The 22,682-nt window shown below is 72.3% G+C and carries 18 protein-coding genes and 1 pseudogene; 11 read left to right on the top strand and 8 right to left on the bottom strand.

The features are described from left to right. The first annotated feature begins 40 nt into the window (after positions 1–40). Positions 41–1,012, top strand: a complete 972-nt coding sequence (locus ABEA33_RS18855) for a M28 family metallopeptidase (RefSeq protein ID WP_345528472.1) — start codon at positions 41–43, stop codon at positions 1,010–1,012. Here ABEA33_RS18855 and ABEA33_RS18850 read toward each other — a convergent pair. Beyond that, entirely contained in the window at positions 987–2,303 is a 1,317-nt protein-coding gene (locus tag ABEA33_RS18850) for a CapA family protein (RefSeq protein WP_345528471.1), read from the bottom strand. The two genes, ABEA33_RS18855 and ABEA33_RS18850, sit on opposite strands and share 26 nt — an antisense overlap. Positions 2,304–2,370: 67 nt before the next feature. On the opposite strand from ABEA33_RS18850, the gene ABEA33_RS18845 reads away from it, so the two are divergent. Further along, positions 2,371–3,504, top strand: coding sequence for an aminotransferase class I/II-fold pyridoxal phosphate-dependent enzyme (locus ABEA33_RS18845; RefSeq protein ID WP_345528469.1), 1,134 nt, complete (start codon positions 2,371–2,373; stop codon positions 3,502–3,504). On the opposite strand, the gene ABEA33_RS18840 is transcribed toward ABEA33_RS18845, so the two are convergent. Next, entirely contained in the window at positions 3,493–4,854 is a 1,362-nt protein-coding gene (locus ABEA33_RS18840; RefSeq protein ID WP_345528468.1) for a GH1 family beta-glucosidase, read from the bottom strand. The two genes, ABEA33_RS18845 and ABEA33_RS18840, sit on opposite strands and share 12 nt — an antisense overlap. Positions 4,855–4,870: 16 nt before the next feature. On the opposite strand from ABEA33_RS18840, the gene ABEA33_RS18835 reads away from it, so the two are divergent. Continuing rightward, the gene (locus ABEA33_RS18835) at positions 4,871–5,686 is read left to right on the top strand and encodes a pirin family protein (protein WP_345528467.1); all 816 of its coding nucleotides are present in this window, start codon (positions 4,871–4,873) and stop codon (positions 5,684–5,686) included. Here the strand turns inward: ABEA33_RS18835 and ABEA33_RS18830 are convergent. Then, a complete protein-coding gene (locus ABEA33_RS18830; protein WP_345528466.1) occupies positions 5,567–6,481 on the bottom strand; it encodes a diacylglycerol/lipid kinase family protein in 915 nt (304 codons plus the stop codon). The genes ABEA33_RS18835 and ABEA33_RS18830 overlap by 120 nt on opposite strands. Next, positions 6,478–8,058 carry an FAD-binding oxidoreductase gene (locus tag ABEA33_RS18825; RefSeq protein ID WP_345528465.1) on the bottom strand — a complete coding sequence of 527 codons (1,581 nt, stop codon included), beginning with the start codon at positions 8,056–8,058 and terminating at the stop codon, positions 6,478–6,480. The genes ABEA33_RS18830 and ABEA33_RS18825 overlap by 4 nt, the downstream gene beginning before the upstream one ends. A gap of 17 nt (positions 8,059–8,075) precedes the next feature. Between ABEA33_RS18825 and ABEA33_RS18820 the strand changes: the two genes are divergently transcribed. The 6 genes from ABEA33_RS18820 (at position 8,076) to ABEA33_RS18795 (ending at position 14,180) form a co-directional block, all read left to right on the top strand. Continuing rightward, entirely contained in the window at positions 8,076–8,681 is a 606-nt protein-coding gene (locus ABEA33_RS18820; protein WP_345528464.1) for a TetR/AcrR family transcriptional regulator, read from the top strand. Further along, positions 8,678–10,216, top strand: coding sequence for a glycerol-3-phosphate dehydrogenase/oxidase (locus tag ABEA33_RS18815; RefSeq protein ID WP_345528463.1), 1,539 nt, complete (start codon positions 8,678–8,680; stop codon positions 10,214–10,216). The genes ABEA33_RS18820 and ABEA33_RS18815 overlap by 4 nt, the downstream gene beginning before the upstream one ends. A 101-nt stretch (positions 10,217–10,317) precedes the next feature. Continuing rightward, positions 10,318–11,298: a sigma-70 family RNA polymerase sigma factor gene (locus tag ABEA33_RS18810; RefSeq protein ID WP_345528462.1), complete on the top strand. Its 981-nt coding sequence runs from the start codon at positions 10,318–10,320 to the stop codon at positions 11,296–11,298. Then, positions 11,295–11,843, top strand: coding sequence for a TIGR03086 family metal-binding protein (locus tag ABEA33_RS18805; RefSeq protein WP_345528461.1), 549 nt, complete (start codon positions 11,295–11,297; stop codon positions 11,841–11,843). Before ABEA33_RS18810 ends, ABEA33_RS18805 begins: the two co-directional genes overlap by 4 nt. Before the next feature lie 66 nt (positions 11,844–11,909). Continuing rightward, on the top strand, positions 11,910–12,929 hold the full coding sequence (locus ABEA33_RS18800) for a LuxR C-terminal-related transcriptional regulator (RefSeq protein ID WP_345528460.1): 1,020 nt from the start codon (positions 11,910–11,912) through the stop codon (positions 12,927–12,929). Between the two features lie 18 nt (positions 12,930–12,947). Continuing rightward, entirely contained in the window at positions 12,948–14,180 is a 1,233-nt protein-coding gene (locus ABEA33_RS18795; protein WP_345528459.1) for a low temperature requirement protein A, read from the top strand. A 76-nt stretch (positions 14,181–14,256) separates the two neighbouring features. On the opposite strand, the gene ABEA33_RS18790 is transcribed toward ABEA33_RS18795, so the two are convergent. The 3 genes and pseudogenes from ABEA33_RS18790 to ABEA33_RS18780 form a co-directional block, all read right to left on the bottom strand. After that, entirely contained in the window at positions 14,257–15,528 is a 1,272-nt protein-coding gene (locus ABEA33_RS18790; RefSeq protein WP_345528458.1) for an MFS transporter, read from the bottom strand. Between the two features lie 52 nt (positions 15,529–15,580). Then, positions 15,581–16,546: a zinc-binding dehydrogenase gene (locus tag ABEA33_RS18785; protein ID WP_345528457.1), complete on the bottom strand. Its 966-nt coding sequence runs from the start codon at positions 16,544–16,546 to the stop codon at positions 15,581–15,583. Between the two features lie 47 nt (positions 16,547–16,593). Further along, a pseudogene (locus tag ABEA33_RS18780) lies at positions 16,594–17,571 on the bottom strand (DUF2332 domain-containing protein). Positions 17,572–17,634: 63 nt separating this feature from the next. Between ABEA33_RS18780 and ABEA33_RS18775 the strand changes: the two are divergent. After that, on the top strand, positions 17,635–18,588 hold the full coding sequence (locus ABEA33_RS18775) for a hypothetical protein (protein WP_345528456.1): 954 nt from the start codon (positions 17,635–17,637) through the stop codon (positions 18,586–18,588). Here ABEA33_RS18775 and ABEA33_RS18770 read toward each other — a convergent pair. Beyond that, on the bottom strand, positions 18,585–20,042 hold the full coding sequence (locus ABEA33_RS18770; protein WP_345528455.1) for an NAD-dependent succinate-semialdehyde dehydrogenase: 1,458 nt from the start codon (positions 20,040–20,042) through the stop codon (positions 18,585–18,587). The two genes, ABEA33_RS18775 and ABEA33_RS18770, sit on opposite strands and share 4 nt — an antisense overlap. Positions 20,043–20,491: 449 nt before the next feature. Between ABEA33_RS18770 and ABEA33_RS18765 the strand changes: the two genes are divergently transcribed. Then, on the top strand, positions 20,492–22,585 hold the full coding sequence (locus ABEA33_RS18765) for an elongation factor G-like protein EF-G2 (RefSeq protein ID WP_345528454.1): 2,094 nt from the start codon (positions 20,492–20,494) through the stop codon (positions 22,583–22,585). Positions 22,586–22,682 lie beyond the last annotated feature (97 nt).

Below are 22,682 nucleotides of genomic sequence, written 5' to 3'. Positions count from 1 at the left end.
TAGAGGCGATGCCCGCGCACCGCCGGACTACGGTCTCACCATGCGCCGCGGGCTCGTCGCCTCCGTCACACTCGTCGCCCTCGCGACCGGGTGCTCCGGAGCGGACCTCGGGATCCCGGACGACCCGCTGGTCACGACGCTCACCGCGACCCCGAGCGCCACCCCGACCACACCGGCGGCCACTCCCGAGACGACGCCCTCCCCCGAGCCGCCCCGGCGTTTCGAGGCCGACCGGGCGATGCGGACGGTCCGTCACCTGGCCGGCACGATCGGCCCGCGGCTCGCGACCGGACCAGCCTTCCGGCGGGCGGCAGCGTACGTCGAGGAGCGGTTCATGGCGGAGGGGTACGCCGTGCGCCGCCAGTCGTTCCCGGTGCCGGCCGGCGACTCGTGGGGCGTCCCGGTCGACGCCGGCACGTCGAGCAACGTGATCGCGACGGCGGCCGACTTCGACCCGGCTGCGCCGTACGTCCTGGTCGGCGCGCACCTCGACACGGTCGCCGTCGCGCCCGGCGCGGAGGACAACGCCTCGGGGATCTCGGTGCTGCTCGAGCTCGCCCGGGTGCTGGGGGGGAGCGGCCAGGTCGTGCTGGTCGCGTTCGGCGGCGAGGAGCCCCGGGGCCCCGGCGAGCTGCACCACTTCGGGTCCAAGGCGTACGTCGCGCGCCTCGGCGAGACCGGGACCAACCTGCGCGCCATGGTCTCGCTGGACCGGGTCGGCGTCGGGAGCGTGGTGCCACTGTCGTCGGTCGACGGTACGCCGGCCGCTCTGCGCAACCGGCTCGCCGACGTCGCGGACTCGGTCGGCATCAGCACCGTGTCCGAGATCGACGCGGCGAGCGACCACGAGTCGTTCGCGGACGCAGGGTTCCTCGCGGCGCGGATCGGCAGCACGCCGTACGCCGGCTACCACTCGGCCGCCGACGTGCCGGCCGTGGTCAACCCGGCTCAGCTGCGCCGCGTCGGGCGGCTGCTCATCGCCTGGATCAACGGGGCGTTGCGAGCGAGCTGAACTCCCAGAACGGGTCGAGGATCGACCCGGCCGCATCACGGGCGACCACCCGCGGCGCGAAGTCGGCGCCGATCCGATAGGGCACGAAGTCGACCGCCATCAATCGGTCGCCCCAGAAGGTCGCCTCGAGCACCAACCCCTCGTTGGTCTGCGGGGTGGTCATGTCGAAGACGAAGTTGCCCAGTGAGTGCACCACCAAGGCGTCGTCGACCTCCTCGACGCCCTGCACCCAATGCGGGTGGCCGCCGACCACCAGGTCGGCCCCGGCTCGCACCAGCGCCCGGGCGACCTCGTGCTGGACCGGCTCCGGCCGGTGCGTGTACTGCTGCCCCCAGTGCGGCATCACCACGACGACGTCGGCCCGACGCTGCAGGCGGCGTACGTCGGAGAGGACCCGGCCCAGCTCACGGCGGTCCAGCGGCCCGGTCCGCGGCGGCATGCTCACCGACAGCGCACCGGGTTGAGCCGGGCCGGCCTCGGCGGTCTCCCCGATCGCGTTGAAGCCGAGGAACCCGAAGCGCACTCCGTGCCGCTCGATCAAGACCGGCTCCCGGGCCTCAGCGAGGTCACGACCGGCGCCGAACGTCGGCCGGCCGCCCTCGCGCAGCAGCTCGATGGTCTGCACGAGGGACTCGTCGCCGTAATCGCCGGTGTGGTTGTTGGCCAGGTCGATCGCGTCGAAGCCGGCCAGCCGCAGGTCGCGGCGCGCCTCCGGCGGCGCGTGGAACGGGTCGCCCTGGACCGGGTTCGGCGGACCGAGCCGCGCGAGCGTGCTCTCCAGGTTGCCGACGGTGATGTCGGCGGACGCGAGTCGGTCGGACATCGGCGCCAGCGCCGGCCGACCGGTCACGCCGCGGCCGAGCATGATGTCGCCGACGACGGTCATCGTGGTGACCAGCCCGGGCGCCGGGCCCTGGACCTGGATCGGGTACGTCGCCGGGTCGCGCAGCGGGTCGACCGTGCCCACGGTCGCGACCCGCACGGCCGGACCGACGGCGTCGGCTGCCACCACCGCGACCGTGTCCATCGGCAGGTGGTCGAGCCGGTCGGTGAGGTCGGTGGTGCGCAGCCGCCCGACCGACTGGCCCAGCTGGCGCCAGTCCGTGATCTCGCCGCGCTCCAGCCGGCGCGCCTGCCGCTCGGTCAGCTCGAGCGGCGGGCGACGGGCGTTGACGGCGAAGACCAGCGGGCGCGTCGTAGGCGGCGTTGCGGGCACGGTCTCGGTGACCCAGGGTGGCGGCGACGAGTCGGCCTCCGGAGGGTCGGTGTCGTCGTCGGTGCAGGCTGTCATCAGGGCGAGGGTCAGGACCCCCACACACCCAGCTCGCCACCACATGCCTCAAAGGTAGGTTGCCGGGGTGATTCGCGATCTCACCGACGACGAGGCCCGCGCCGCCCTGCCCCTCAAGTGGGAGGCCGCGGGCGTGGTGCCGGCGTGGGTGGCGGAGATGGACTTCGCGCAGGCCGAGCCGATCACCGAGGCGCTGGTCGACGCCGTACGGCGAGGAGCGCTGGGCTACCCGCCGCACAGCGAGGAGCTGGGCGCGACCTTCGCCGGGTTCGCCCGTCGCCACTGGGGCTGGGACGTGCCGGCCGACGCGTCGGTCGCCACCGGTGGGGTCGTCGGTGGCATGCGGCTGGCGCTCGAGGTGCTCTGCCCGCCGGGTCCGGTCGTCGTACCGGTGCCGTGCTACCCGCCCTTCCGGGACGTCGTCGAGGTGAGCGGCCGCGAGATCGTGCCGATCGAGCTCGACCCTGACGCCGACGACGCGAGCCTCGACCTGGCGGCGGTGTCGCGGGCGTTCGCGGGCGGTGCCCGCACCCTGCTGCTCTGCAACCCGCACAACCCGCTCGGCTACGTGCCCCGGCGCGAGGAGCTCGCCGCGCTGGCCGCGCTGGCACATGAGTACGACGCCCGCGTGGTCGCCGACGAGATCCACGGTCCACTGGTGCTGCCCCCGCTCGATCCAGCAGGGCCGACGTTCACGCCGTACCTCTCCGTGGACGAGCGCGGCATCGCGGTCACCAGCGCCTCGAAGGCGTTCAACATGCCCGCGACGCACGGCGCCCAGCTCGTGGTCCTCGACCCGGCCGACCGGGCGCGCCTGGACGTGGTGCCGATCCCGGCGCAGAACACCTGGTCGAGCCTCGGCGTGATCGCGAGCGTCGTCGCGTGGCGCGACTGCGACGACTGGCTGGCCGCCCTGGTGGATCGGCTGGCGTCGCAGCGGTCGCTGCTGGCCGAGCTTCTCGACGCCCGGCTCCCGGGCGCACGGACGCGCCCGCTGGAGGCGACGTATCTCGCCTGGATCGACCTGCGGAAGTACGGCGTCGACGACCCGGCCGGGGCGGCGCTCGCCCACGGCGTACGTCTGGCGCCCGGACAGGACTACCAGCCCGGGCTGGCCGGGCACGTGCGGCTCAACCTCGCCACCAGCCCGGAGCGGCTGGAGCGGATCGTCGGCGGGCTCGCGGCCGCGCTAGCCCAGTGACTTCGTCTGCGCGGCGATCACGTCGGCGTACCACTGGAACGAGCGCTTCGGCGTGCGCTTCTGTGTCTCGTAGTCGACGTGCACGAGGCCGAAGCGCTGAGTGAAGCCCTCCGCCCACTCGAAGTTGTCCATCATCGACCACGTGTAGTAGCCGCGTACGTCGACGCCGCGCTGCACGGCGGTGGCGACCGCGCGCAGGTGGGAGTCGAGGTAGTCGATGCGCGGCTGGTCGTCCACGACGCCGTGCTCGTCCGGCCCCATGTTGTAGGCGCAGCCGGACTCGGTGATGTAGATGGGGGGCAGCGCTGCCCGGAAGCGGGCGCGCAGCAGGATCAGCCACTCGCGCAGCGCGTCGGGCACGACCGGCCAGCCGAAGTCGGTGACCGGGTAGCCGAGCAGCTCCCGGAACTCGAACGGCATCTCCGAGTCCTCGCCTGCGGCGCCGATCTTGAACGGGTTGTAGTAGTTGACCCCGTAGAAGTCGAGCGGCTGCCGGATGGTCGCCATGTCGCCGTCCTGGACGATGTCCTCGAAGAGCGGCGCCAGGTCGGCCGGGTAGCGGCCGAGCAGCATCGGCTCGCTGAACATGCCGTTCCACAGCGCGTCGAAGAGCTTGGTCGCGCCGACGTCGGCGGCGTCGTCGCTCGCTGGCCACATCGGCGCGTGGTTGTTGGCACACCCGACGCTGGTCGCGCCGGCGGCGCGCAGCGCCACGGCTGCCCGGCCGTGGGCGAGCAGCAGGTGATGGGCGACCGGCATCGAGTCGAACATCAGCTCGCGGCCCGGAGCGTGCATCCCGCTCGCGTAGCCCATCGTCATCACGACGTTGGGCTCGTTGACCGGGATCCAGTGCTCGACCCGGTCGGCGAACCTCTCTCCGAGGATCGCGGCGTACTCGGCGAACCGGTCGACGGTCGCGCGGTTGAGCCAGCCCCCGTCGTCCTCGAGCGCCTGCGGCAGGTCCCAGTGGTAGAGCGTGACCATCGGCTGGACGTCGTTGGCCAGCAGCTCGTCGATCAGCCGGTCGTAGAACGCGAGGCCCTTGGCGTTGGCAGGCCCGGAGCCGGTCGGCTGGATCCGCGGCCACGACACCGACAGCCGGTAGCCACCGACGCCGAGCCGCTTCATCAGCGCGATGTCCTCGGCGTACCGGTGGAAGTGGTCGCACGCGACCGCACCGCTCGAGCCGTCCACGATCCGCCCAGGCTGCGCGCAGAAGGTGTCCCAGATGCTCGGGCCTTTGCCGTCCTCGGTCGCGGCGCCCTCGATCTGGTACGCCGCAGTGCTGGTCCCGAATCGGAAGCCAGGCGGGAGCTGCGGAAGACCCGAGGTCGGGCGGGAGTCGGGCACGGGCACAATGATGCCTGTGAGCGTCGAGATCCGCCGTGGAACCGGCCGCTTCCTCACCCGGGGTGAAGGTTATTTCACCCGCCACTCGTTCTCGTTCGGTGGGCACTACGACCCGGACAACGTCCGGTTCGGCTCCCTCGTCTGCCACGACGACCACCTGCTCGGCCCGGGCGTCGGCTTCGAGGACCACCCGCACCGCGACCTCGAGATCGTCACGTGGGTGCTCAGCGGGGAGCTGCACCACTCCGACTCGTCGGGTCACACGGGTGTGGTGCGGCCCGGTGAGGTGCAGGTGCTGTCCGCCGGCTCCGGCGTGACCCACGCCGAGATCGCCGGCCCGTCGGGTCCGACCCGGTTCGTGCAGGCCTGGCTTGCTCCCGCGGAGATCGGTACGCCGCCGGCATACTCCGTCACGGCGGTCTCGCTCACGCCCGGCGAGCTGACCGAGGTGGTGCGGATCGGCGACGCGACCTTCCGGGTTGCCCGGTTGTCGGCGGGAGACACCGTGGTGCTGCCCGACGAACCCCTCCAGCACGTCTTCGTCGCCGGCGGTGCCCTCCAGCGCTCGTCGATGGCCCAGCCGCTCGACGACGGCGACGCCTTCCGGATCACCGACCAGCCCGGGCTCGCCGTCACCGCGGCGGCCCGCACCGAGCTGCTGGTCTGGTCCTTCGGTGGTTTCGAGGCTCAGGCGCCAGGGCGCCTTCGCACCTCAACCACCGGGACAGATGACCGCGAGCGCGCCGGGGACGACCTCGACCACGGCGGGCGAGGCACCGAGGGCGGGCAGCTGGCCGAGCGGCTCACCGTCGCCGCCGACGGGGATCGGTGACCGGGCACTGCCCGTGACCTCGACCCGCTTTCCGGAGAGCACGGTGACCTCGTCGAGGTGGACGTGCGCGCCGTCGTACACCTTGGGCAGCGAGCGCATCAGGGCCAGCCGGGAGGCCGCCTCGATCACGATCACATCGAGGACGCCGTCCTCGACCGAGGCGGTCGGCGCGATCTGCATGCCCTTGCCGTAGTACGCCGAGTTCGCGACGACGACCGTGGCGGCGTCGTACTCCCGCGCCTCGCCGTCGACCGACACGACGTAGCGGCCGGGGCGGTAGGTCGCGAGGGCGCGGAGCGCGGCGTACTGGTACTGCAGCGAGCGCGGCAGCCAGGTCGCGCCGTCGACGATCTCGGCCGCCCGGGCGTCGACGCCGGCGTAGACCGAGCCCGCCACCATGCGGGGCGCGCCGAGACCGGAGACCGAGAGCAGGTCGATCCGGCGTACGGCGGACTCGAGCAGCACGCGCGCCTGGCCCTCCGGGTCCTCGGGTACGCCGAGCATCCGGGCGAAGTCGTTGCCCCGCCCCGCGGGGACGACGGCGAACGTCGCGTCCCGCCCGGCGACCAGCCCGGCGAGCGACGACAGCATCCCGTCGCCGCCGACCGAGACCACCACGTCACCGCGGTCGACGGCCTCGCCGACCAGGCGCGCCATCGCCTGCGGGCCCGGTGAGTAGGTGACATCGACGACCGCCCCGGCGTCGCGAAGCGCGCGGGCGACGGGTACGACGGCGCCGGGTGCGGCACCGCCGCCCGACGTCGGGTTGACCAGGAAGGTGAAGGAGCGCGTCATGGGATCAGGACTCCCGGGTTGAGGATGCCCATCGGGTCGAGGTCTGCCTTGACCGCGCGCAGCACCGAGACGCCGACCGGCCCGATCTCCTGCGCGAGCCACGGCTTGTGGTCGGTGCCGACCGCGTGGTGGTGGGTGATGGTCGCACCGGCGGCGATCATCGCGTCGCTGGCGGCGACCTTGGCGCGGTGCCACTGCGCGAGCGGCTCGTCGGCCTCCTTCGCCGCGACGGTGAAGTAGAGCGAGCAACCGGTCTCGTAGACGTGCGAGATGTGGCAGAGCACGATCGACGGGTCGCCGAGCGACGCGGTGAGAGCCGACTTCACGTCGGCGTACAGACGGTCCACGTTCGACCAGAACGTCGCGGTCTCCAACGTCTCGACGAGGACACCGACGTCGAGCATCGAGTCGCGGAGGTACGGCGCGTCGAACCGCCCGTGCGACCACTTCTCGCCGGCGGCCTCACCGACGGAGTCGCCGCCGAGGTCGGCCAGCACCGCGGTGACCGCTGCCCGCTCGGCGGCAACTGCAGTCGGCGTCCCCTCGAAGCCGGTGATCATCAAGCAGCCACTGGCGCCCTCGCCGCCGATCGCACCGGGGTCGGCCAGGTTGATGGCGGTCTCCGCCTCGTCGGACAGTCGGATCACGGTGGGCAGCAGGCCCGACTGCGCGAGGGTGCGCATCGCGGCGGCACCCTCCGCGAAGGACGGCCAGCGCCAGCCCTCGTAGACCTTGACCTCCGGCAGCGCGCGCACCCGGACCGTCACGTCGGTGATCACGCCGAAGGCGCCCTCGGAGCCGAGGATCAGCTGGCGCAGGTCGGGTCCGGCGGCATTGGCCGGAGCACTGCCGAGCTCGAGCCTCCCCCGCGGGGTGGCGACGGTGAGCCCGACGACCAGGGCGTCGAAGCGCCCGTAGCCGGCGCTCGACTGACCACTGGAGCGGGTGGCCGCGAAGCCCCCGATCGAGGCGTACTCCCACGACTGCGGATAGTGGCCGAGGGTCAGGCCCTCCGCCGCGAGCAGCGCCTCGGCCTCCGGGCCGCGCAGCCCGGGCTCGAGGGTCGCGGTCATCGAGGTGTGGTCGACGGCGACCAGGCGCTTCATCCGGACCAGGTCGAGGCTGAGCACTCCGGCGAAGCCCTCGCGACGGGCCACCAGCCCGCCGGTGACCGACGTACCGCCACCGAAGGGCACCACCGCGAGGTGGCGCTCGCCGGCGAGGGCGAGCACTGCGGCCACTTCGTCGTGGCTGCCCGGTCGTACGACGGCGTCGGGCGCGTCGGTCAGGTCGCCGGACCGCATCCGGAGCAGGTCCGGCGTCGACTTGCCACGGGTGCGCAGTCGGCGGGTCTCGTCGTCGGTGCGGACGTGGTCCGGTCCGACGACGGCGGCCAGCTCGGCGAGCACTGCCGGCTCGAGCGCCGACGGGGTGAGGGCCGGGTCGACGAGCGCCGGGCGGTCGTCGAGCCCGAAGACCAGCTCGACCATCCCGCGGGCCGTGTCGGGAAGCGCCTGCGCGCGGTCCGGGTCGCCCCAACGGGACGGGTGCATCTCGCTCTGCTGCTTCGCCTGCATGCGTTACACTGTGACATATGACGTCACTTCGTCACAACCTCCCCGACGACCAGCCGAGCCCGCGCGACGTCTATCTCGACGCGGCCCGCGACTGCATCCTCGACGTCGGCTGGCGGCGTACGACGCTCACCGAGGTCGCCCGCCGCGCGGGAGTCTCGCGGATGACGATCTATCGCACCTGGGCCGACATGCCGCAGCTGCTCTCCGACCTGATGACCCGCGAGTGGGGCGGCGTCGTCGCCGACGCGCTGGCCGAGGAGGACCCGGACACCCCGACCGTCGAGCGCCTGGTCGGCGACATCATCGGCACCGTCCAGCGGCTGCGTGACAACGAGCTCTTCCTCCGGATCGTCGACCTCGACCCCGAGCTGATCCTCCCGTACCTCTTCTCCCGGCGCGGCCGCTCCCAGGACGCGATCCTCGAGCTGACCGTCGCCGCGCTGCGCGAGGCCCAGGCCGCCGGCGAGGTGCGCGCGGGCAACCCAGAGCTGATGGCCCGCGCGATGCTGCTCGCCGCCCACGGCTTCGTGCTCTCGGCGCACACGATGATCGGCGACGAGGTCTCCCTCGACGACCTCGACGCCGAGCTCCGCCGGGCGTTGACCCGGGGCCTCCAGCCATGAGCACCGCGACCCGGATCACGCCCGGTCTTGACGGCGCCCCGACCGACGTCGACGTGGTGGTGATCGGGCTCGGCATCACCGGCACCGGGGTCGCCCTCGACGCGGTGACCCGCGGCCTGTCGGTGCTGGCCGTGGACGCCCACGACCTCGCGTTCGGCACGTCGCGCTGGTCCTCCAAGCTGGTCCACGGCGGCCTGCGCTACCTCGCCCAGCTCCAGTTCGGCGTCGCCCACGAGAGCGCGGTCGAGCGCGGCATCCTGATGGAGCGCACGGCGCCGCACCTCACGCACCCGCTGTCGATGCTGATCCCGCTCGGCTCCGTGACCAGCCGCCGGCAGGCGGTCCTCACCGGCGCCGGCCTGCTCGGCGGCGACGTGCTGCGCCGGGCAGCAGGGACCTCCTCCGCGATCCTGCCGCGCCCACGCCGCCTCCCCGCCGTCGAGGCGCTCCAGCTCGCCCCGCTCCGGACCGCGGGGCTCCGGGGCGCGCTGGTCACCTGGGACGGCCAGCTCGAGGACGACGCCCGGCTGGTCGCCAACGTCGCGCGCACTGCCGCGGCGTACGGCGCCCACGTCCGCACCCGGGCCCGTGTGCTCACCGCCTCCGGCACCGAGGTCGAGCTCCGTGACGAGCTGACCGGCGAGACCACGGCCGTGACCGCGCGAACGGTCATCAACGCCACCGGGGTCTGGGCAGGCGACCTGGTCCCCGAAGTGACGCTGCGCCCGAGTCGCGGGACCCACCTGGTCCTGCGCGGCTCGAGCATCCCGGGCCTCCACACCGCGGTGTTCGCCCCGATCCCCGGCACCACCGGGCGCTTCATCAACGTGCTGCCCCAGCCCGACGGCACGATCTACATCGGCCTCACCGACGAGCCCGTCGACGGCGAGGTCCCCGACGTGCCCGAGCCGTCCGAGCCCGAGATCGGCTTCCTGCTCGACGTCGCGTCGGCGGCGTTCGCGCAGCCGCTGCACCGCAGTGACGTGATCGGGGCGTACGCCGGGCTCCGGCCACTGCTGTCCTCCGGCGACGGGTCCGGCATGACGTCCGACCTGTCCCGACGGCACGCCGTGCTCACCAGCACCACCGGCGTGATCACGATCGTGGGCGGCAAGCTCACGACGTACCGCCGCATGGCGGAGGACGCCGTCGACGCTGCCGTCGACGCGGCCGGGTTCGACGCCGGGCCGTGCCGCACCGCCGAGCTGCCCCTGCTCGGCGCCGCTCCACGACCGCGCCTTGCCGAGCTCGAGGAACCGGCCCGGCTGGTCCGCCGCTACGGCACCGACGCCCGCCTGGTCCTCGACGATGCCCGAGCCGTCAGCAAGCTCGGCGACGACGAGCTGCTCGCGCCGATCGCCGAGGGCGTGCCGGTGACGCTCGCCGAGCTGATCTTCGGCGTGACCCACGAAGGCGCCGCCGACGTCGACGACCTGCTCGACCGGCGCACCCGGGTCGGGCTGATCGCGACCGACCGCGCCCTCGCCGTACCCGCTGCCGCGCGTGCTCTGCGGATCGTCGCCGCAGTGCGCTGAGCCTGCACCGATGACTTTTGCGATCGACGCCTGTCGGTAGTGAGAGGCAGACTGGACGACGCGAGGAGCAGGACCCGATGACGGCGCTGAAGGCGGAACCCGTGACCATCCCGACCGAGCTCGACGACTTCCCCACGCTGACCGCGCGCTACCAGCGCGAGCTGCTCGCCCACTGCTACCGGATGTCGGGGTCCGTTCACGAGGCGGAGGACCTGGTGCAGGAGACGTTCCTGCGGGCGTGGAAGGCGGCCGACAGGTTCGAGGGCCGCTCCTCGGTGCGCACCTGGCTCTACCGGATCGCCACCAACGTCTGCCTCACCAACCTGGAGAGTCGACCCCGGCGCCCGCTGCCGGCGGGGCTCGGCACCCCCGACGCGATGGCGGGCGACGCCCTGGAGCTCGACCACGAGATCACCTGGCTCGAGCCGGTGCCCGACGCGGCGGTCGAGGTCGCCGAGCGGGACACGATCCGGCTCGCGTTCGTGGCCGCCCTCCAGCACCTGCCGGCCCGCCAGCGTGCCGTCCTGATCCTGCGCGACGTGCTGCGCTGGTCTGCCGCCGAGGTCGCGGAGGCCCTCGACACCTCGTCGGCAGCGGTCAACTCCGCACTCCAGCGGGCGCACGCCCAGCTCGCCGAGCGCGGCCTGACCGCCGACACCGTCGAGCCCAACCTGACCGCGGCCCAGCAGCAGATGCTGGAGCGGTACGTCGACGCGTTCTGGCGCAAGGACATCGACTCGATCGTCGGCATGCTCACTGCCGAGGCCACGTGGGACATGCCGCCGTTCACCAGCTGGTACCGCGGCGCCACCAACATCGGCTGGCTCATCGGCACCGAGTGCCCCGGCGGCGCGCACGACATGCCGATGCTGTCGACCGAGGCCAACGGGCAGCCGGCGTACGGCCTCTACATGCGGACCCCGCAGGGCGACTTCGTGCCGTTCCAGCTGCAGGTGCTCGACCTCGACGGTGACCGGGTCCGGCACGTCACGGCGTTCTTCGACCTGTCCCTGTTCGAGAAGTTCGGGCTGCCGGGGAGGTTGCCCGCCGACTACACCTCGCCCGCGCCGAGCACGCCGTGACGGCGACCCTCCCCGCCTCGGTCGAGCTCCTCGACCGGGCGCTCGAATACACCCACTCTCGGCTGGCGGAGGTCCGGGGCGGGTTGCTGGACCGGCCCACACCGTGTGACGAGTGGCGGCTGAGTGACCTGCTGCTGCACATGGAGGACTCGCTCGACGCGTTCACCGAGGCGGCAGGCGGACAGGTGATGGTGCACCTCACCCTCGGCACCGAGGGCCGGATCGCGGCGATCGAGGAGAAGGCCTGCGCCCTGTTGGGGGCGTGGGCCCGCCCCGGCCCCGGCGACGTGCTCGTCGGTGGCCTCGACCTGGCGAGCCCGCTCCTGGTCGCGACGGCGGCGCTCGAGGTCACCACCCACGGCTGGGACGTGGGCCAGGCGACCGCTCCGGCGCGGATCCCGGCAGACCTGGCCGCCGCACTGCTGCCCGTCGCCCACCTGACGGTGGCCCCGGTGGATCGCGGGGTGCGGTTCGCGGAGCCCGTCCGCGTCGCACCGGACGCTCCCGACGACGTCCGCCTGCTGGCATTTCTCGGGCGTACCTGACTAATCCAGGGAAGAGTTTCCTGCATTTCCCCTCGCGGGGGTGCGTCGGTTCCTACGCTCGGCACCATGCCGTCCCCCCAGGTCAGCTCGGGCCCCGAGGTTGTGAAGCGTGCCGCGATCCTGGACGCGGCAGAACTTCTCGGGCGCGGCCTCCTCAACCTCCGCGCCGGCGCCATCGGCGCAGCGCTCGGATACCTCACCCAGGCCGATGAGGCCACCGAGGGCGAGCTCGACGACGCGCACCGTGCCGCGCTGCTCGTCGCGACCCTCGACTGCCGGTTGGCCCGGGGCGAGCTGGCCCAGGCCCGCCACGTCGGCGAGCGGATCGGCGCCTACCTGGAGCGCCCCGGCCCGGCCGGCGCGACCGCCCACTTCGGACGCGGTGAGCTGTGTGCCGCCGTCAACGAGATCGACCTGGCGTCCGCCCACTTCGCCCGGATACCGCGCCTGCTCGAGGACGGCGACGACCCGGACGTGATCCCGTGGCGTACGGCGGCCGCCCTCGCCGCCGTACGCCAGGGACACCGGGTCGAGGGCACCGCGCTCGCGCGCGAGCACCTCACGATCGCGGGCGCCGCCGGCGTCGCCTACCCGATCGCGCTCGGCCTCCGGACCCTGGCAACGGTCGACGCACACACCGACCGCGCCTCGTTGCTCCGCCAGGCACTCGACGAGCTCGACGGGGTGCCGGCCGCGCGCCTGAAGGCACAGATCGAGACCGACCTCGCCGGCCTCTTGCTGCTGTCGGGCGACCGCGGTGCCGCACCGGAGGGCCTGGACCTGCTCCGCGGTGCCGAGACGTACGCCGGCAACGAGAACCTGTGGCCGCTCCTCGGACGGGTCCGCCGCCTGCTCGGCAGGATGGGCGAGGACCCGCGGCCGGTGCTCGGCGAGACCCTGGCGTCGCTCACGGCGGCCGAGCAGCGCGTCGCCCGCCTGGCGGCGACCGGACTGACCAACCGTGAGATCGCCGACCGGCTCGTCGTGACGGTCAAGGCGGTCGAGTGGCACCTCTCCCACGTCTACCGCAAGCTCGGCATCCACTCCCGGAACTCCCTCGCTGCCTCACTCGGGCCGGAGGTCTGAGGCTCTAGGGTTCTCTTCATGCCGGAGCGGATGTCCCACAACGTCGTCCGGATGACGGGCCGAGATCCGCACGAGAGCGGTCGCGCCGCAACCCCGCTCGAGCTGCTCTTCGACCTCACGTTCGTGATCGCCTTCGGGACGGCGGCCGGGGAGCTGGCGCACTTCCTCGCCGCGGGCTACGTGTGGGAAGGGGTCCTCGGCTTCGCGTTCGCGATCTTCGCGGTGAGCTGGGCCTGGATCAACTTCGCCTGGTTCGCGTCTGCGTACGACACGGACGACTGGCTCTACCGGCTGACGACGATGGTGCAGATGGTCGGCGTGCTGATCCTCGCCCTCGGCCTGCCGCAGATGTTCGAGTCGCTGCACGAGGGCGACCACGTCGACAACGGCGTGATGGTGCTCGGATACATCGTCATGCGGGTGCCGATGATCCTCCAGTGGTGGCGTGCCTCGAGACAGGACCCCGAGCGGACCGCGGTCTGCCGCACCTTCATCGTCACCCTGGTCATCAGCCAGGCCGGCTGGATCGTGCTCGCCCTCGCGCCCACGTCGATCCCGGTGACCTTCGTCCTGATCGTGCTGCTGATCCTCATCGAGGCGACCGGCCCGCTGGTCGCGGAGCGGATGATGGCCGGCACTCCGTGGCACCCGCACCACATCGCCGAGCGCTACGGCCTGCTCGTCATCATCGCCCTGGGCGAAGGGTTGATCGGGACCGTCGCCACGCTCAGCGCGATCATCGGCGAAGAGGGCTGGACGGTCGACGTCGCCGCACTCGGCATCGCCGGCGTCGGCGTCACCTTCGGGATGTGGTGGACCTACTTCACGCTGCCGGGCGGCGACCTCCTGCACGCCCACCGGGAGCGCTCCTTCGCCTGGGGCTACGGGCACATCCCGGTCTTCGGCGCACTGGTCGCGGTCGGCGCCGGGCTGCACGCCGCGGCGTACCGTCTCGAGGAGCAGTCCGCGCTCAGCGACACCGAGACCGTGCTGACGGTGGTCGTCCCGCTGGCGGCGTACGTCGGGCTGCTCTACGCGCTCTACGCGCTGCTGACCCGCACCTTCGACCCCTTCCACCTGCTGCTGGTCCTCGGCTCGGCCGCCGTGCTGGCGGTGGGTGTCGCCATGGTCGCCGCCGGCGCGTCGCTGACCTGGTCGCTGCTGGTCGTCGCGCTGACGCCGTGGGTGACCGTGGTCGGCTACGAGACGATCGGCCACCGGCACAACGAGGACGTGTTGAGCTCGCTGTAGGCGCGCTGGGGTCCGCAGGACGTCATACGGACAGTGGGTCCTGGCCCACGATTCGTATGACGTCCGGGCGTCGGCGTCAGTCCAGCGGGTGGGCTATCTCGTCCTGCGGCAGCTTCGCGGCAATGATCGCGACGGCGGCGGCGACCGCCGGCAGGGTGCCCGCGATCAGGAACGTGGTGCGCAGCCCGATCGCCTCGGAGACCGGGCCCGCGAGGGCCATCGAGATCGGCATCAGGCTGATCGAGACGAAGAAGTCCAACGAGGCAACACGGCCCAGCAGGTGCGGGGGCACCCGGCGCTGCAGAAGCGTCCCCCAGATCACCATCGGTGCGGAGAAGAACGCTCCCAGCACGAAGGCCGCGACGACCAGCATCCAGATCTCAGTGGCGATGCCCATCACCGCGAACGGGAGGCAGCCGAGGCCCCACATCAGGTTCATCCAGGTCAGGTAGCGCCGTGGCATCCGCAGCGAGGCCACCGTCATCGAGCCGACCGCGCCGCCGACCCCGAAGGCCGCCAGCACCAGCGCGTGGTCGCCGGGCCCGCCGCCGAGCTTGTCCTTGATCAGGAAGGGAAGCAGCACCTCGAGCGGACCCATGATCAGGAAGACCATCAGCGACGCGAAGAGCAGCGTGGCCAGCAGCCACGGGGTCCGCACCATGTAGCCGAAGCCTTCGCGCAGGTCGTGGAGCATCGACGTCGCCGGCTGGTCGGTGTCGCGGCGTACCGGCGTCAGCGGCACCGTCGCGAGCGCCACGAGGCCGGCCAGCGACGACAACGCGGCCACCGACAGGGCCGCGCCCGGAGAGGCGGCGCCGACGACGACACCGGCGACGGCCGGACCGAGCGCCTGGCCGATCGTCGGGCGGATCATCCCCTCGAAGCCGTTGACCGCGAGCAGGTCCTCCTCGGGCACCAGCGCCGGCAGCCACGCCGAGTAGGCCGGGTAGTAGAACGCCATTGCGGCGCCGATCGCGAAGCCCACCACCGCGAGCTGCCACAGGCGGGTGAGATCGGTGACGGAGAAGACCGCGACCAGGCCCATGCAGGCGACCTCGGTCATGGCGACGCCGAGGAGGATCACCTTCTGTGGCACCCGGTCCGCGACGACGCCGCCGAGCAGCGCCGGCAGCAGCACCCCGACGGCGCTGGCCGTCGACACCAACGACAGCTGCGCGGGCCCACCGCCCAGCCGGATGACCTCCCAGACCAGACCGACCACCCACACGCCACCCGCGAACGTCGCCAGCACCAGGGCGATGGCGAGCCTGCGGTAGGCAGAGTGCCGGAACGGCGTCAGCGCGCGCGGCAACCGCGAGCCCTGCGGCGTGACGTCCGTGTCGGTCATCTCTCCTCCTGGGATGCAGTCTGACTGTTGGGACCGACACTGCCCATTGATTTCAGCGGTGCGACGTCAGGACGACCTTGCCCAGGGCTCGGCGGCCCTCGAGATCGGCGTGCGCCCGGGCCGCGTCGGCGAGCGGGTACGTCGTGATGAGCGGCCGCCACTCGCCGGAAGCCACCCGGTCCAGCGCGCGTGCCGCCAGGCCGGGGATGCCACCGGGCAGCGCCATCATCCGCGGGCCGAGGCTCCATCCCGCGGTGATCGACCGGCCGATCAGGTCGCCGGTGTCGAGCCGGGTCGGCTCCCCCGCCGAGAAGCCGAACATCACGAGGCGGCCACCCGGGCGGAGCAGCTCCAGCGCGGTCCGGCCGACCGCGCCGCCGACCCCGTCGTACACGAGCGTCACGCCGTCGACCTGGTCCTCCCAACCCTCGACGTTGTAGTCGACGACCTGGTCGGGCGCGAGGTCGGCGAGACGCGCCGTACGCTCCGCGCCGCCGGCTGCGGCGATCACGGTCGCGCCGCGCGACTGAGCGTCCTGGACCAGGAGCCAGCCGAGCCCGCCGGCCGCCGACGGCACCAGCACGACGTCGTCGGCCGTGGCGGGCTCCAGCTCGACGACGCCGAGCGCGGTGCGACCGGTGCCGACGGCGGCAACCGCGTCCGCGAACCCGACGCGATCGGGCAGCTGGATGAGCAGGTCGACGCCGGTGACGGCCTGGTCGGCGTACCCACCCGGAACCGGCCCGAGGTGCGCGACGATCCGCCTGCCGAGCCAGGACGCGTCGACGTCCTCGGCGACCGCATCCACGGTCCCCGCGACCTCCCGACCAGGGATGGTCGGCAGCTGAGGCGGCGGGAACGGCCCCGGCTCACCGCGCCGGATCGTGGTGTCGAGCAGGTGCACCCCGCTGGCCTCCACGGCGATGCGCACCTGACCCGCGGCGGGCGTCAGGTCGGGGCGCTCCTCGAGGGCCAGACGATCGGGTGGGCCGAACTCGTGCTGTCGGACTGCGTGCATGCACCCATCCGACAAGTTCAAGGGAACTTGAAGTCAACCACCGCTGGCTAGTGCCACAACAGGCTGCGCCCGTGGCCGTGGGTTCGTCCGACGGCGCGCCCGTCGACAGCGAGGACGAACCCGTGCTCGTCCTCAGGGTGCTCCGGTCCGGTCGCGGTCACGCGGGCCAGCACCCGCGGGCCCTCGTTGCTCACCCAGTGGCAGCGCCCGCCGGCGACCAGCCCGGTCATCAGGTCGTGGAACACCTCGCGCCGCTCCTCGGGCAGGTAGGCGATCACGGCGCTGTGGAACACCACGACCGGGGCGTACGCCGAGGCCTCGTCGACCATCCGAGGGAGCTCGTCGACGAGGTCGCCGCGCACGATCACGGGCGGTTCGGCACGCGCGACCTCGATCGCCGCCGACAGTCGGGCACGTCGGTCCTGGTGCTCGGGCCACACCAGCGTCGCCAGCCACGCCATCTGGTCGACGTCCGTCACGTCGAGGGGACTGAGATCGACTCCACCGCGCTAGGCGATCGTCGGGGTGCGCTCGGGCAGCGGCGCCGGACCGAGCACCCGGCAGGTCAGCTCCGGGCCGCCTCCGGCCCGCCGGACGCCCGCGTCCGTCGACCACGAGTAGGAGTATCGATCGGGGTAGAGGCAGAGCCCGGCGCTGGCGCCGACCTCGATGAGCGCAATCGGACTGCCCGCCGCCACCGCCGCAAACGCCGGGAGGAGGGTCGCCAGCCGACCGACCTCGTTGGTCTGGGTGGCGCGTTCGAGGATCGTGGCGCGGATCCTGCCGTCGTCACCGAGCAGCGCCGATCGCAACCCGTCGTACGGACCCGGCGCCGGTACGCCGTGCCAGCGGGCGGCCGCGAACACCAGGTTGGGCTGCCGCTTCGCCACGGGCAGCTCGTCGAGCCAGGCGAGCAGCTCGGCGTCATGCGCAACCCGCGACGCCCAGTCGTCGAAGCAGGGCGACGCCCCCGCCGGATCCACGAAGTCGAGGTACTGGCTGATGGTGTCCGAGTACACATCCATGGCGGCGATCCATCCTCGTCGTTTCGCGTCCGGCCTCTGCGCGGATAGGCGACCATTCTCGACATGGGGATCGTGGGGGTGCGTCGCGCCCTTGCGATCACCGTGCTCGGCCTGATGCTGGCGGGGTTGACACTGTCCGGTTGCTCCGAGGCCGTCGACGGGGCCCGCGCCGTGCAGACGCGCATCGGCCGCCTCCACCAGGTCGTCGACGTCGACGTCACGACTCCCGGCACCGAGCGGACCGCGGCGATCACGGTCACGTACGACGACAGTGTCGACCAGCCGTCGGTGCTCGCCGGCCTGGTTGCCGCCGTCGTCGAGGTCGCCGACGGCTTGAAGTACCCGGCGTACCCCCTCACGCTCGTCCCGGCGACCGAGCCTGCGTCGACCCTGACCATCGGCGGCGCCTTCCCGCGCCCCGCTGTCGAGGACGCAGTGCTCACCACGTGGTTCACCCTCACCGGCGCGTTGCTGGGCTCGGTCGGGTACGTCGCAGGGCCTGACGGTGAGAGGATCACGGTCGACTCCGCGGGCGGCGCGGCCCACGACCTCGCCGAGGTGCAGCGGATCGGGCACGGGACCGCCCGGACGACGTGGGTGTTCCGGGCCGGCACCGCGACCTTCACCATGGGCGGTCGGGTGCGACCCGCCGATCTGGGACTCTTCCAGGCGGTGCAGCGCAACGCCGGGGTCGAGGGGCAGCCGGTGTGGGCGCGCGGCTGGCAGCTCGACCGTCGGTCCGGCCACGTGCGCCTCGACCTCGACCTCGCGTTCGGCGACGCCGGGCCGACCCTCGGTCAGCTCACGGTCGCCCGCTACGGCCGCACCCTCGCGCCTCTGGCGCACAACTCGCTGATCGCGCTCGACCGCAGTCGGCAACGGGCCTGGCTGACGCTGCACAGCGGGGACGACACCTTCGCCGCCTGGGCCTCCGGACAGACGCCCGGCAGGGGCCGCGACCCACTCGGGCGCGGCTGGGACGTCTGGCTCGTGCAGCAGGCAGCGGGCGTGTCCTAGCCCGCAGGCAGCGCGACGTACGTCGTCTCGAGGTACTCCTCGATGCCCTCGAAGCCGCCTTCTCGACCGAACCCGCTCGCTTTGACGCCGCCGAACGGCGCCGCCGGGTTGGAGATCAGGCCCGAGTTGATCCCGATCATCCCGAAGTCCAGCGACTCCGCCACCCTGATGGTGCGGGCCAGGTCGCGCGTGTAGACGTACGACGCCAGTCCGTACTCGGTGTCGTTGGCCTGCCGGATCGCCTCGTCCTCGGACTCGAACGTGCTGATCGGGGCGACCGGGCCGAAGATCTCCTGCACGTTGATCTCCGAGTCGACCGGGACGTCGAGCAGCACGGTCGGCGGGTAGAAGTAGCCGGGACCGTCGGGGGCCTGCCCGCCGGTGACGACCGTCGCGCCGTCGTGGACCGCGTCGGTGACGAGCTGGCTGACGCTCTCGACGGCCTTCTCGTCGATCAGCGGGCCGACGTCGACGCCGTCGTCCTGGCCGCGGCCGAGGGTGAGGCCACCCATCCGCGCGCCGAGCTTCTCGGCGAACTCCTGCGCCACCGAGCGGTGCACCAGGAAGCGGTTGGCAGCGGTGCACGCCTCGCCCATGTTGCGCATCTTCGCGATCATCGCGCCCTCGACGGCCGCGTCGACGTCGGCATCCTCGAAGACGATGAACGGCGCGTTGCCGCCGAGCTCCATGCTCAGCCGCTGCAGCTGGTCGGCCGACTGACGCACCAGGATCCTCCCGACGCCGGTCGAGCCGGTGAAGCTGACCTTGCGCAGCCGGTCGTCGGCCTGGAGGGTCTGGCTGAACTCCCCGGTGTGGCTGGTGGTGACGACGTTGAGCACACCCTCGGGAAGGCCGGCCTCGGTCAGGACGCCGGCCAGCGCCAGCATCGTCAGCGGGGTCTGGCTGGCCGGCTTGACCACCATCGTGCAGCCCGCGGCGATGGCGGGGCCGATCTTGCGGGTGCCCATCGCGAGCGGGAAGTTCCAGGGGGTGATGAAGAGGCACGGGCCGACCGGCTTCTTGATGGTCAGCAGCCGGCTGCCTCCGGCGGGCGCCTGCATCCAGCGGCCGTGGATGCGGACCGCCTCCTCGGCATACCAGCGGAAGAACTCGACGCCGTACCCGACCTCGCCGCGCGCCTCGGCAACGGTCTTGCCCATCTCGAGGCTCATCAGGTGCGCGAACTGGTCGGCGCGGTCGGTGATCAGGCCGAACGCAGTGCGCAGGATCTCCCCGCGCTCTCGCGGCGGGGTGTTCGCCCAGGCGGACTGCGCGGCCACGGCGGCGTCGAGTGCGTCGACGGCGTCGTTGACCGAGCCGTCGGCGACGTCGGTGAGCACCGAGCCGTCGGCGGGGTCGATCACGTCGAGCCGCTTGCCGCCCTCCGCCTCGCGCCACACGCCACCGATGAAGAGGCCCCGCTGGTCGGGACCGAGAAGGTCGAGTCCGTTCATGTGGCCAGCCTCGCACTCCAGGGCGTGTCTCCCAAGCGTGCCCGCCGGTTCGGAGGTGCGCCCCCAGGTCCCTTCCGGCAAACCGCTGACACCCTCACCACCGGCATGACAACATTGGGACGTCGACTCGGAGGGAGCACCTTGATGTCGGCAAGAGCCCCTTGCTGACCCCATGCAGCGAGGGGCTCGCCTTTGCAGGCCCGATCTGGCGCACCCCCTCGCATCGGATCGGCGAGCCACGAAGGACCGAGGCCCCGGCGTGCACGCCGGGGCCTCGGATCATTTTCTTGCGCTGTCAGACGGAGCTCACAGCGCGTCGTACTGAAGCCTCCTCAGGCTCATCATCGGAATCCGTGCGTGACAGACCTTGTGGTCGCCCGGGAAGAGGAGTTCGCTCGGATCGAGGGGTCAACGGCGACCCCCGGTGCGACCCGGCAGGAGGTTCGGCCATGGCCGACAAGAGCAACAGGAGAGCGTCCGGCCAAGATCTGGGGGCGAGCAGCCCGGACCGGATCAGGAACGTGGTGCTGGTGGGCCCGGCCGGGTCCGGGAAGACCACGCTGACCGAGACCCTGCTCGCCGCCTCGGGTGCGATCACCCGCACCGGGTCGGTGCGTGACGGCACCACCGTGTGCGACCACGACGACGCCGAGCACACGCACGGGCGCACGATCTCCCTCGCGGTCGCGCCAGTGGTGCGCGAGGGCACCAAGATCAACCTGATCGACACTCCCGGGTACGCCGACTTCGTCGGTGAGCTGCGAGCGGGGCTGCGCGCCGCCGACTGCGCGCTCTTCGTCGTCGCCGCCAACGAGGGCGTCGACGACGGCACCCGCGCGCTGTGGCGAGAGTGCGCCAGCGTCGGCATGCCGCGGTCGGTCGTGATCACCAAGCTGGACCAGGCGCGCGCCGACTACGAGGGCCTGCTCGCTCAGGCCCAGGACGCCTTCGGCGCCCGGGTGATGCCGCTCTTCGTCCCGGTCCGTGACGGCGACTCCGTCGTCGGTCTCACCGCGCTCCTCGCCCCGAGCTCCGACCCAGGTGTGGCGGGTCTGCGGGGCGACCTGATCGAGGCGGTCATCGAGGAGTCGGAGGACGAGACCCTGATGGACCGCTACGTCGGCGGCGAGGAGATCGACGAGAAGGTGCTGGTCGACGACCTCGAGCGGGCGATCGCTCGTGCGACGTTCTTCCCCGTCGTACCCGTGTGCTCGCTGACCGGTGTCGGGTGCACCGAGCTCCTCGACCTCGCCGTACGCGGGTTCCCGTCACCGGCCGAGCATCCGTCCCCTGACGTGTTCCTGCCCTCCGGCGCGGCTGCAGCCGCCATCTCGGCAGACCCCGCCGGGCCGTTGGTGGCCGAGGTCGTGAAGACGACCAGCGACCCGTACGTCGGGCGGCTCAGCCTGGTGCGCGTCTTCTCGGGCACCCTCTTCGCCGACCAGTCGGTGCACGTGTCCGGCCACTTCACCGCGTTCTTCGGCGGCGGGGCCGGGCACCCGGACCACGACGAGGACGAGAAGATCGGCGCGCTGGCCCACGTCTTCGGCCGTGCTCAGGTGCCGGTCGAGCGAGTGGTCGCGGGCGACATCTGCGCGATCGGCCGGCTGACCCGGGCCGAGACCGGCGACACCCTCTCCGCCGTCGACGACCCACGAGTGCTGCGGCCGTGGTCGATGCCCGAGCCCCTGCTCCCCGTCGCGGTCGTCGCGCGCAGCAAGGCCGACGACGACAAGCTCTCGCAGGCGCTCGGTCGCCTCGCCGCCGAGGATCCGTCGCTGCGGATCGACAACGACGCCGAGACCCACCAGCTCGTGCTCTGGTGCATGGGCGAGTCCCACGCCGAGGTCACCCTCGAGCGCCTCACCGAGCGCTACGGCGTACGCGTCGACCCGGTCCCGTTCGTCGTGTCGCTGCGCGAGACCTTCGCCGGTCGCGCCGCCGGCCTGGGTCGGCACGTCAAGCAGTCCGGAGGGCACGGCCAGTACGCCGTCTGCCACATCGAGGTGGAGCCGCTGCCCGAGGGCTCCGGCTTCGAGTTCGTCGACAACGTCGTCGGTGGCTCGGTCCCGCGTCAGTTCATCCCCAGCGTCGAGAAGGGCGTCCGGGCGCAGATGGAGCGCGGGGTCCGGATGGGTCACCCGGTCGTCGACGTACGCGTCACCCTCACCGAGGGCAAGGCGCACAGCGTCGACTCCTCCGACATGGCCTTCCAGGCTGCCGGAGCGCTCGCGCTGCGCGAAGCCGCTGCGGCGGCGGCCGTGACGATGCTCGAGCCCTACGACCGCGTCACCGTGTTGATCCCCGACGAGCTGATCGGCCCGGTGATGAGCGACCTCTCCGCACGCCGCGGCCGGCTGCTCGGCACCGACAAGGTCGGCGACCGCACCCAGGTCCTGGCCGAGGTGCCCCAGACCGAGCTGGTCCGGTACGCCGTCGACCTACGCTCCTCGACCCATGGCGCCGGCGTCTTCACCAGGACGTTCGCGCACTACGAGCCGATGCCGGAGGAGGTTGCGCGGACCCTGCCCGAGCGGGGGTGACTGTGCGGTTTCCCCGGTCGGCCGGGAAAATCTGCCGACGCGCCGCTGCGACAACGGCGTGTCGGCGGGTTTCCCCGGGCAGCCGGGGAAACCCGCA

Source organism: Nocardioides endophyticus (genome assembly GCF_039543845.1).
Classification (GTDB): Bacteria; Actinomycetota; Actinomycetes; order Propionibacteriales; family Nocardioidaceae; genus Nocardioides; species Nocardioides endophyticus.
This window is presented reverse-complemented; position numbering and strand designations above follow the sequence as displayed.

Coding starts and splice junctions, on each gene's coding strand:
- ABEA33_RS18855 (WP_345528472.1), top strand. CDS start 41: ATGCGCCGCGGGCTCGTCGCCTCCGTCACACTCGTCGCCCTCGCGACC.
- ABEA33_RS18850 (WP_345528471.1), bottom strand. CDS start 2,303: ATGACAGCCTGCACCGACGACGACACCGACCCTCCGGAGGCCGACTCG.
- ABEA33_RS18830 (WP_345528466.1), bottom strand. CDS start 6,481: ATGACGCGCTCCTTCACCTTCCTGGTCAACCCGACGTCGGGCGGCGGT.
- ABEA33_RS18825 (WP_345528465.1), bottom strand. CDS start 8,058: ATGCAGGCGAAGCAGCAGAGCGAGATGCACCCGTCCCGTTGGGGCGAC.
- ABEA33_RS18820 (WP_345528464.1), top strand. CDS start 8,076: ATGACGTCACTTCGTCACAACCTCCCCGACGACCAGCCGAGCCCGCGC.
- ABEA33_RS18815 (WP_345528463.1), top strand. CDS start 8,678: ATGAGCACCGCGACCCGGATCACGCCCGGTCTTGACGGCGCCCCGACC.
- ABEA33_RS18800 (WP_345528460.1), top strand. CDS start 11,910: ATGCCGTCCCCCCAGGTCAGCTCGGGCCCCGAGGTTGTGAAGCGTGCC.
- ABEA33_RS18795 (WP_345528459.1), top strand. CDS start 12,948: ATGCCGGAGCGGATGTCCCACAACGTCGTCCGGATGACGGGCCGAGAT.
- ABEA33_RS18790 (WP_345528458.1), bottom strand. CDS start 15,528: ATGACCGACACGGACGTCACGCCGCAGGGCTCGCGGTTGCCGCGCGCG.
- ABEA33_RS18785 (WP_345528457.1), bottom strand. CDS start 16,546: ATGCACGCAGTCCGACAGCACGAGTTCGGCCCACCCGATCGTCTGGCC.
- ABEA33_RS18775 (WP_345528456.1), top strand. CDS start 17,635: ATGGGGATCGTGGGGGTGCGTCGCGCCCTTGCGATCACCGTGCTCGGC.
- ABEA33_RS18770 (WP_345528455.1), bottom strand. CDS start 20,042: ATGAACGGACTCGACCTTCTCGGTCCCGACCAGCGGGGCCTCTTCATC.
- ABEA33_RS18765 (WP_345528454.1), top strand. CDS start 20,492: ATGGCCGACAAGAGCAACAGGAGAGCGTCCGGCCAAGATCTGGGGGCG.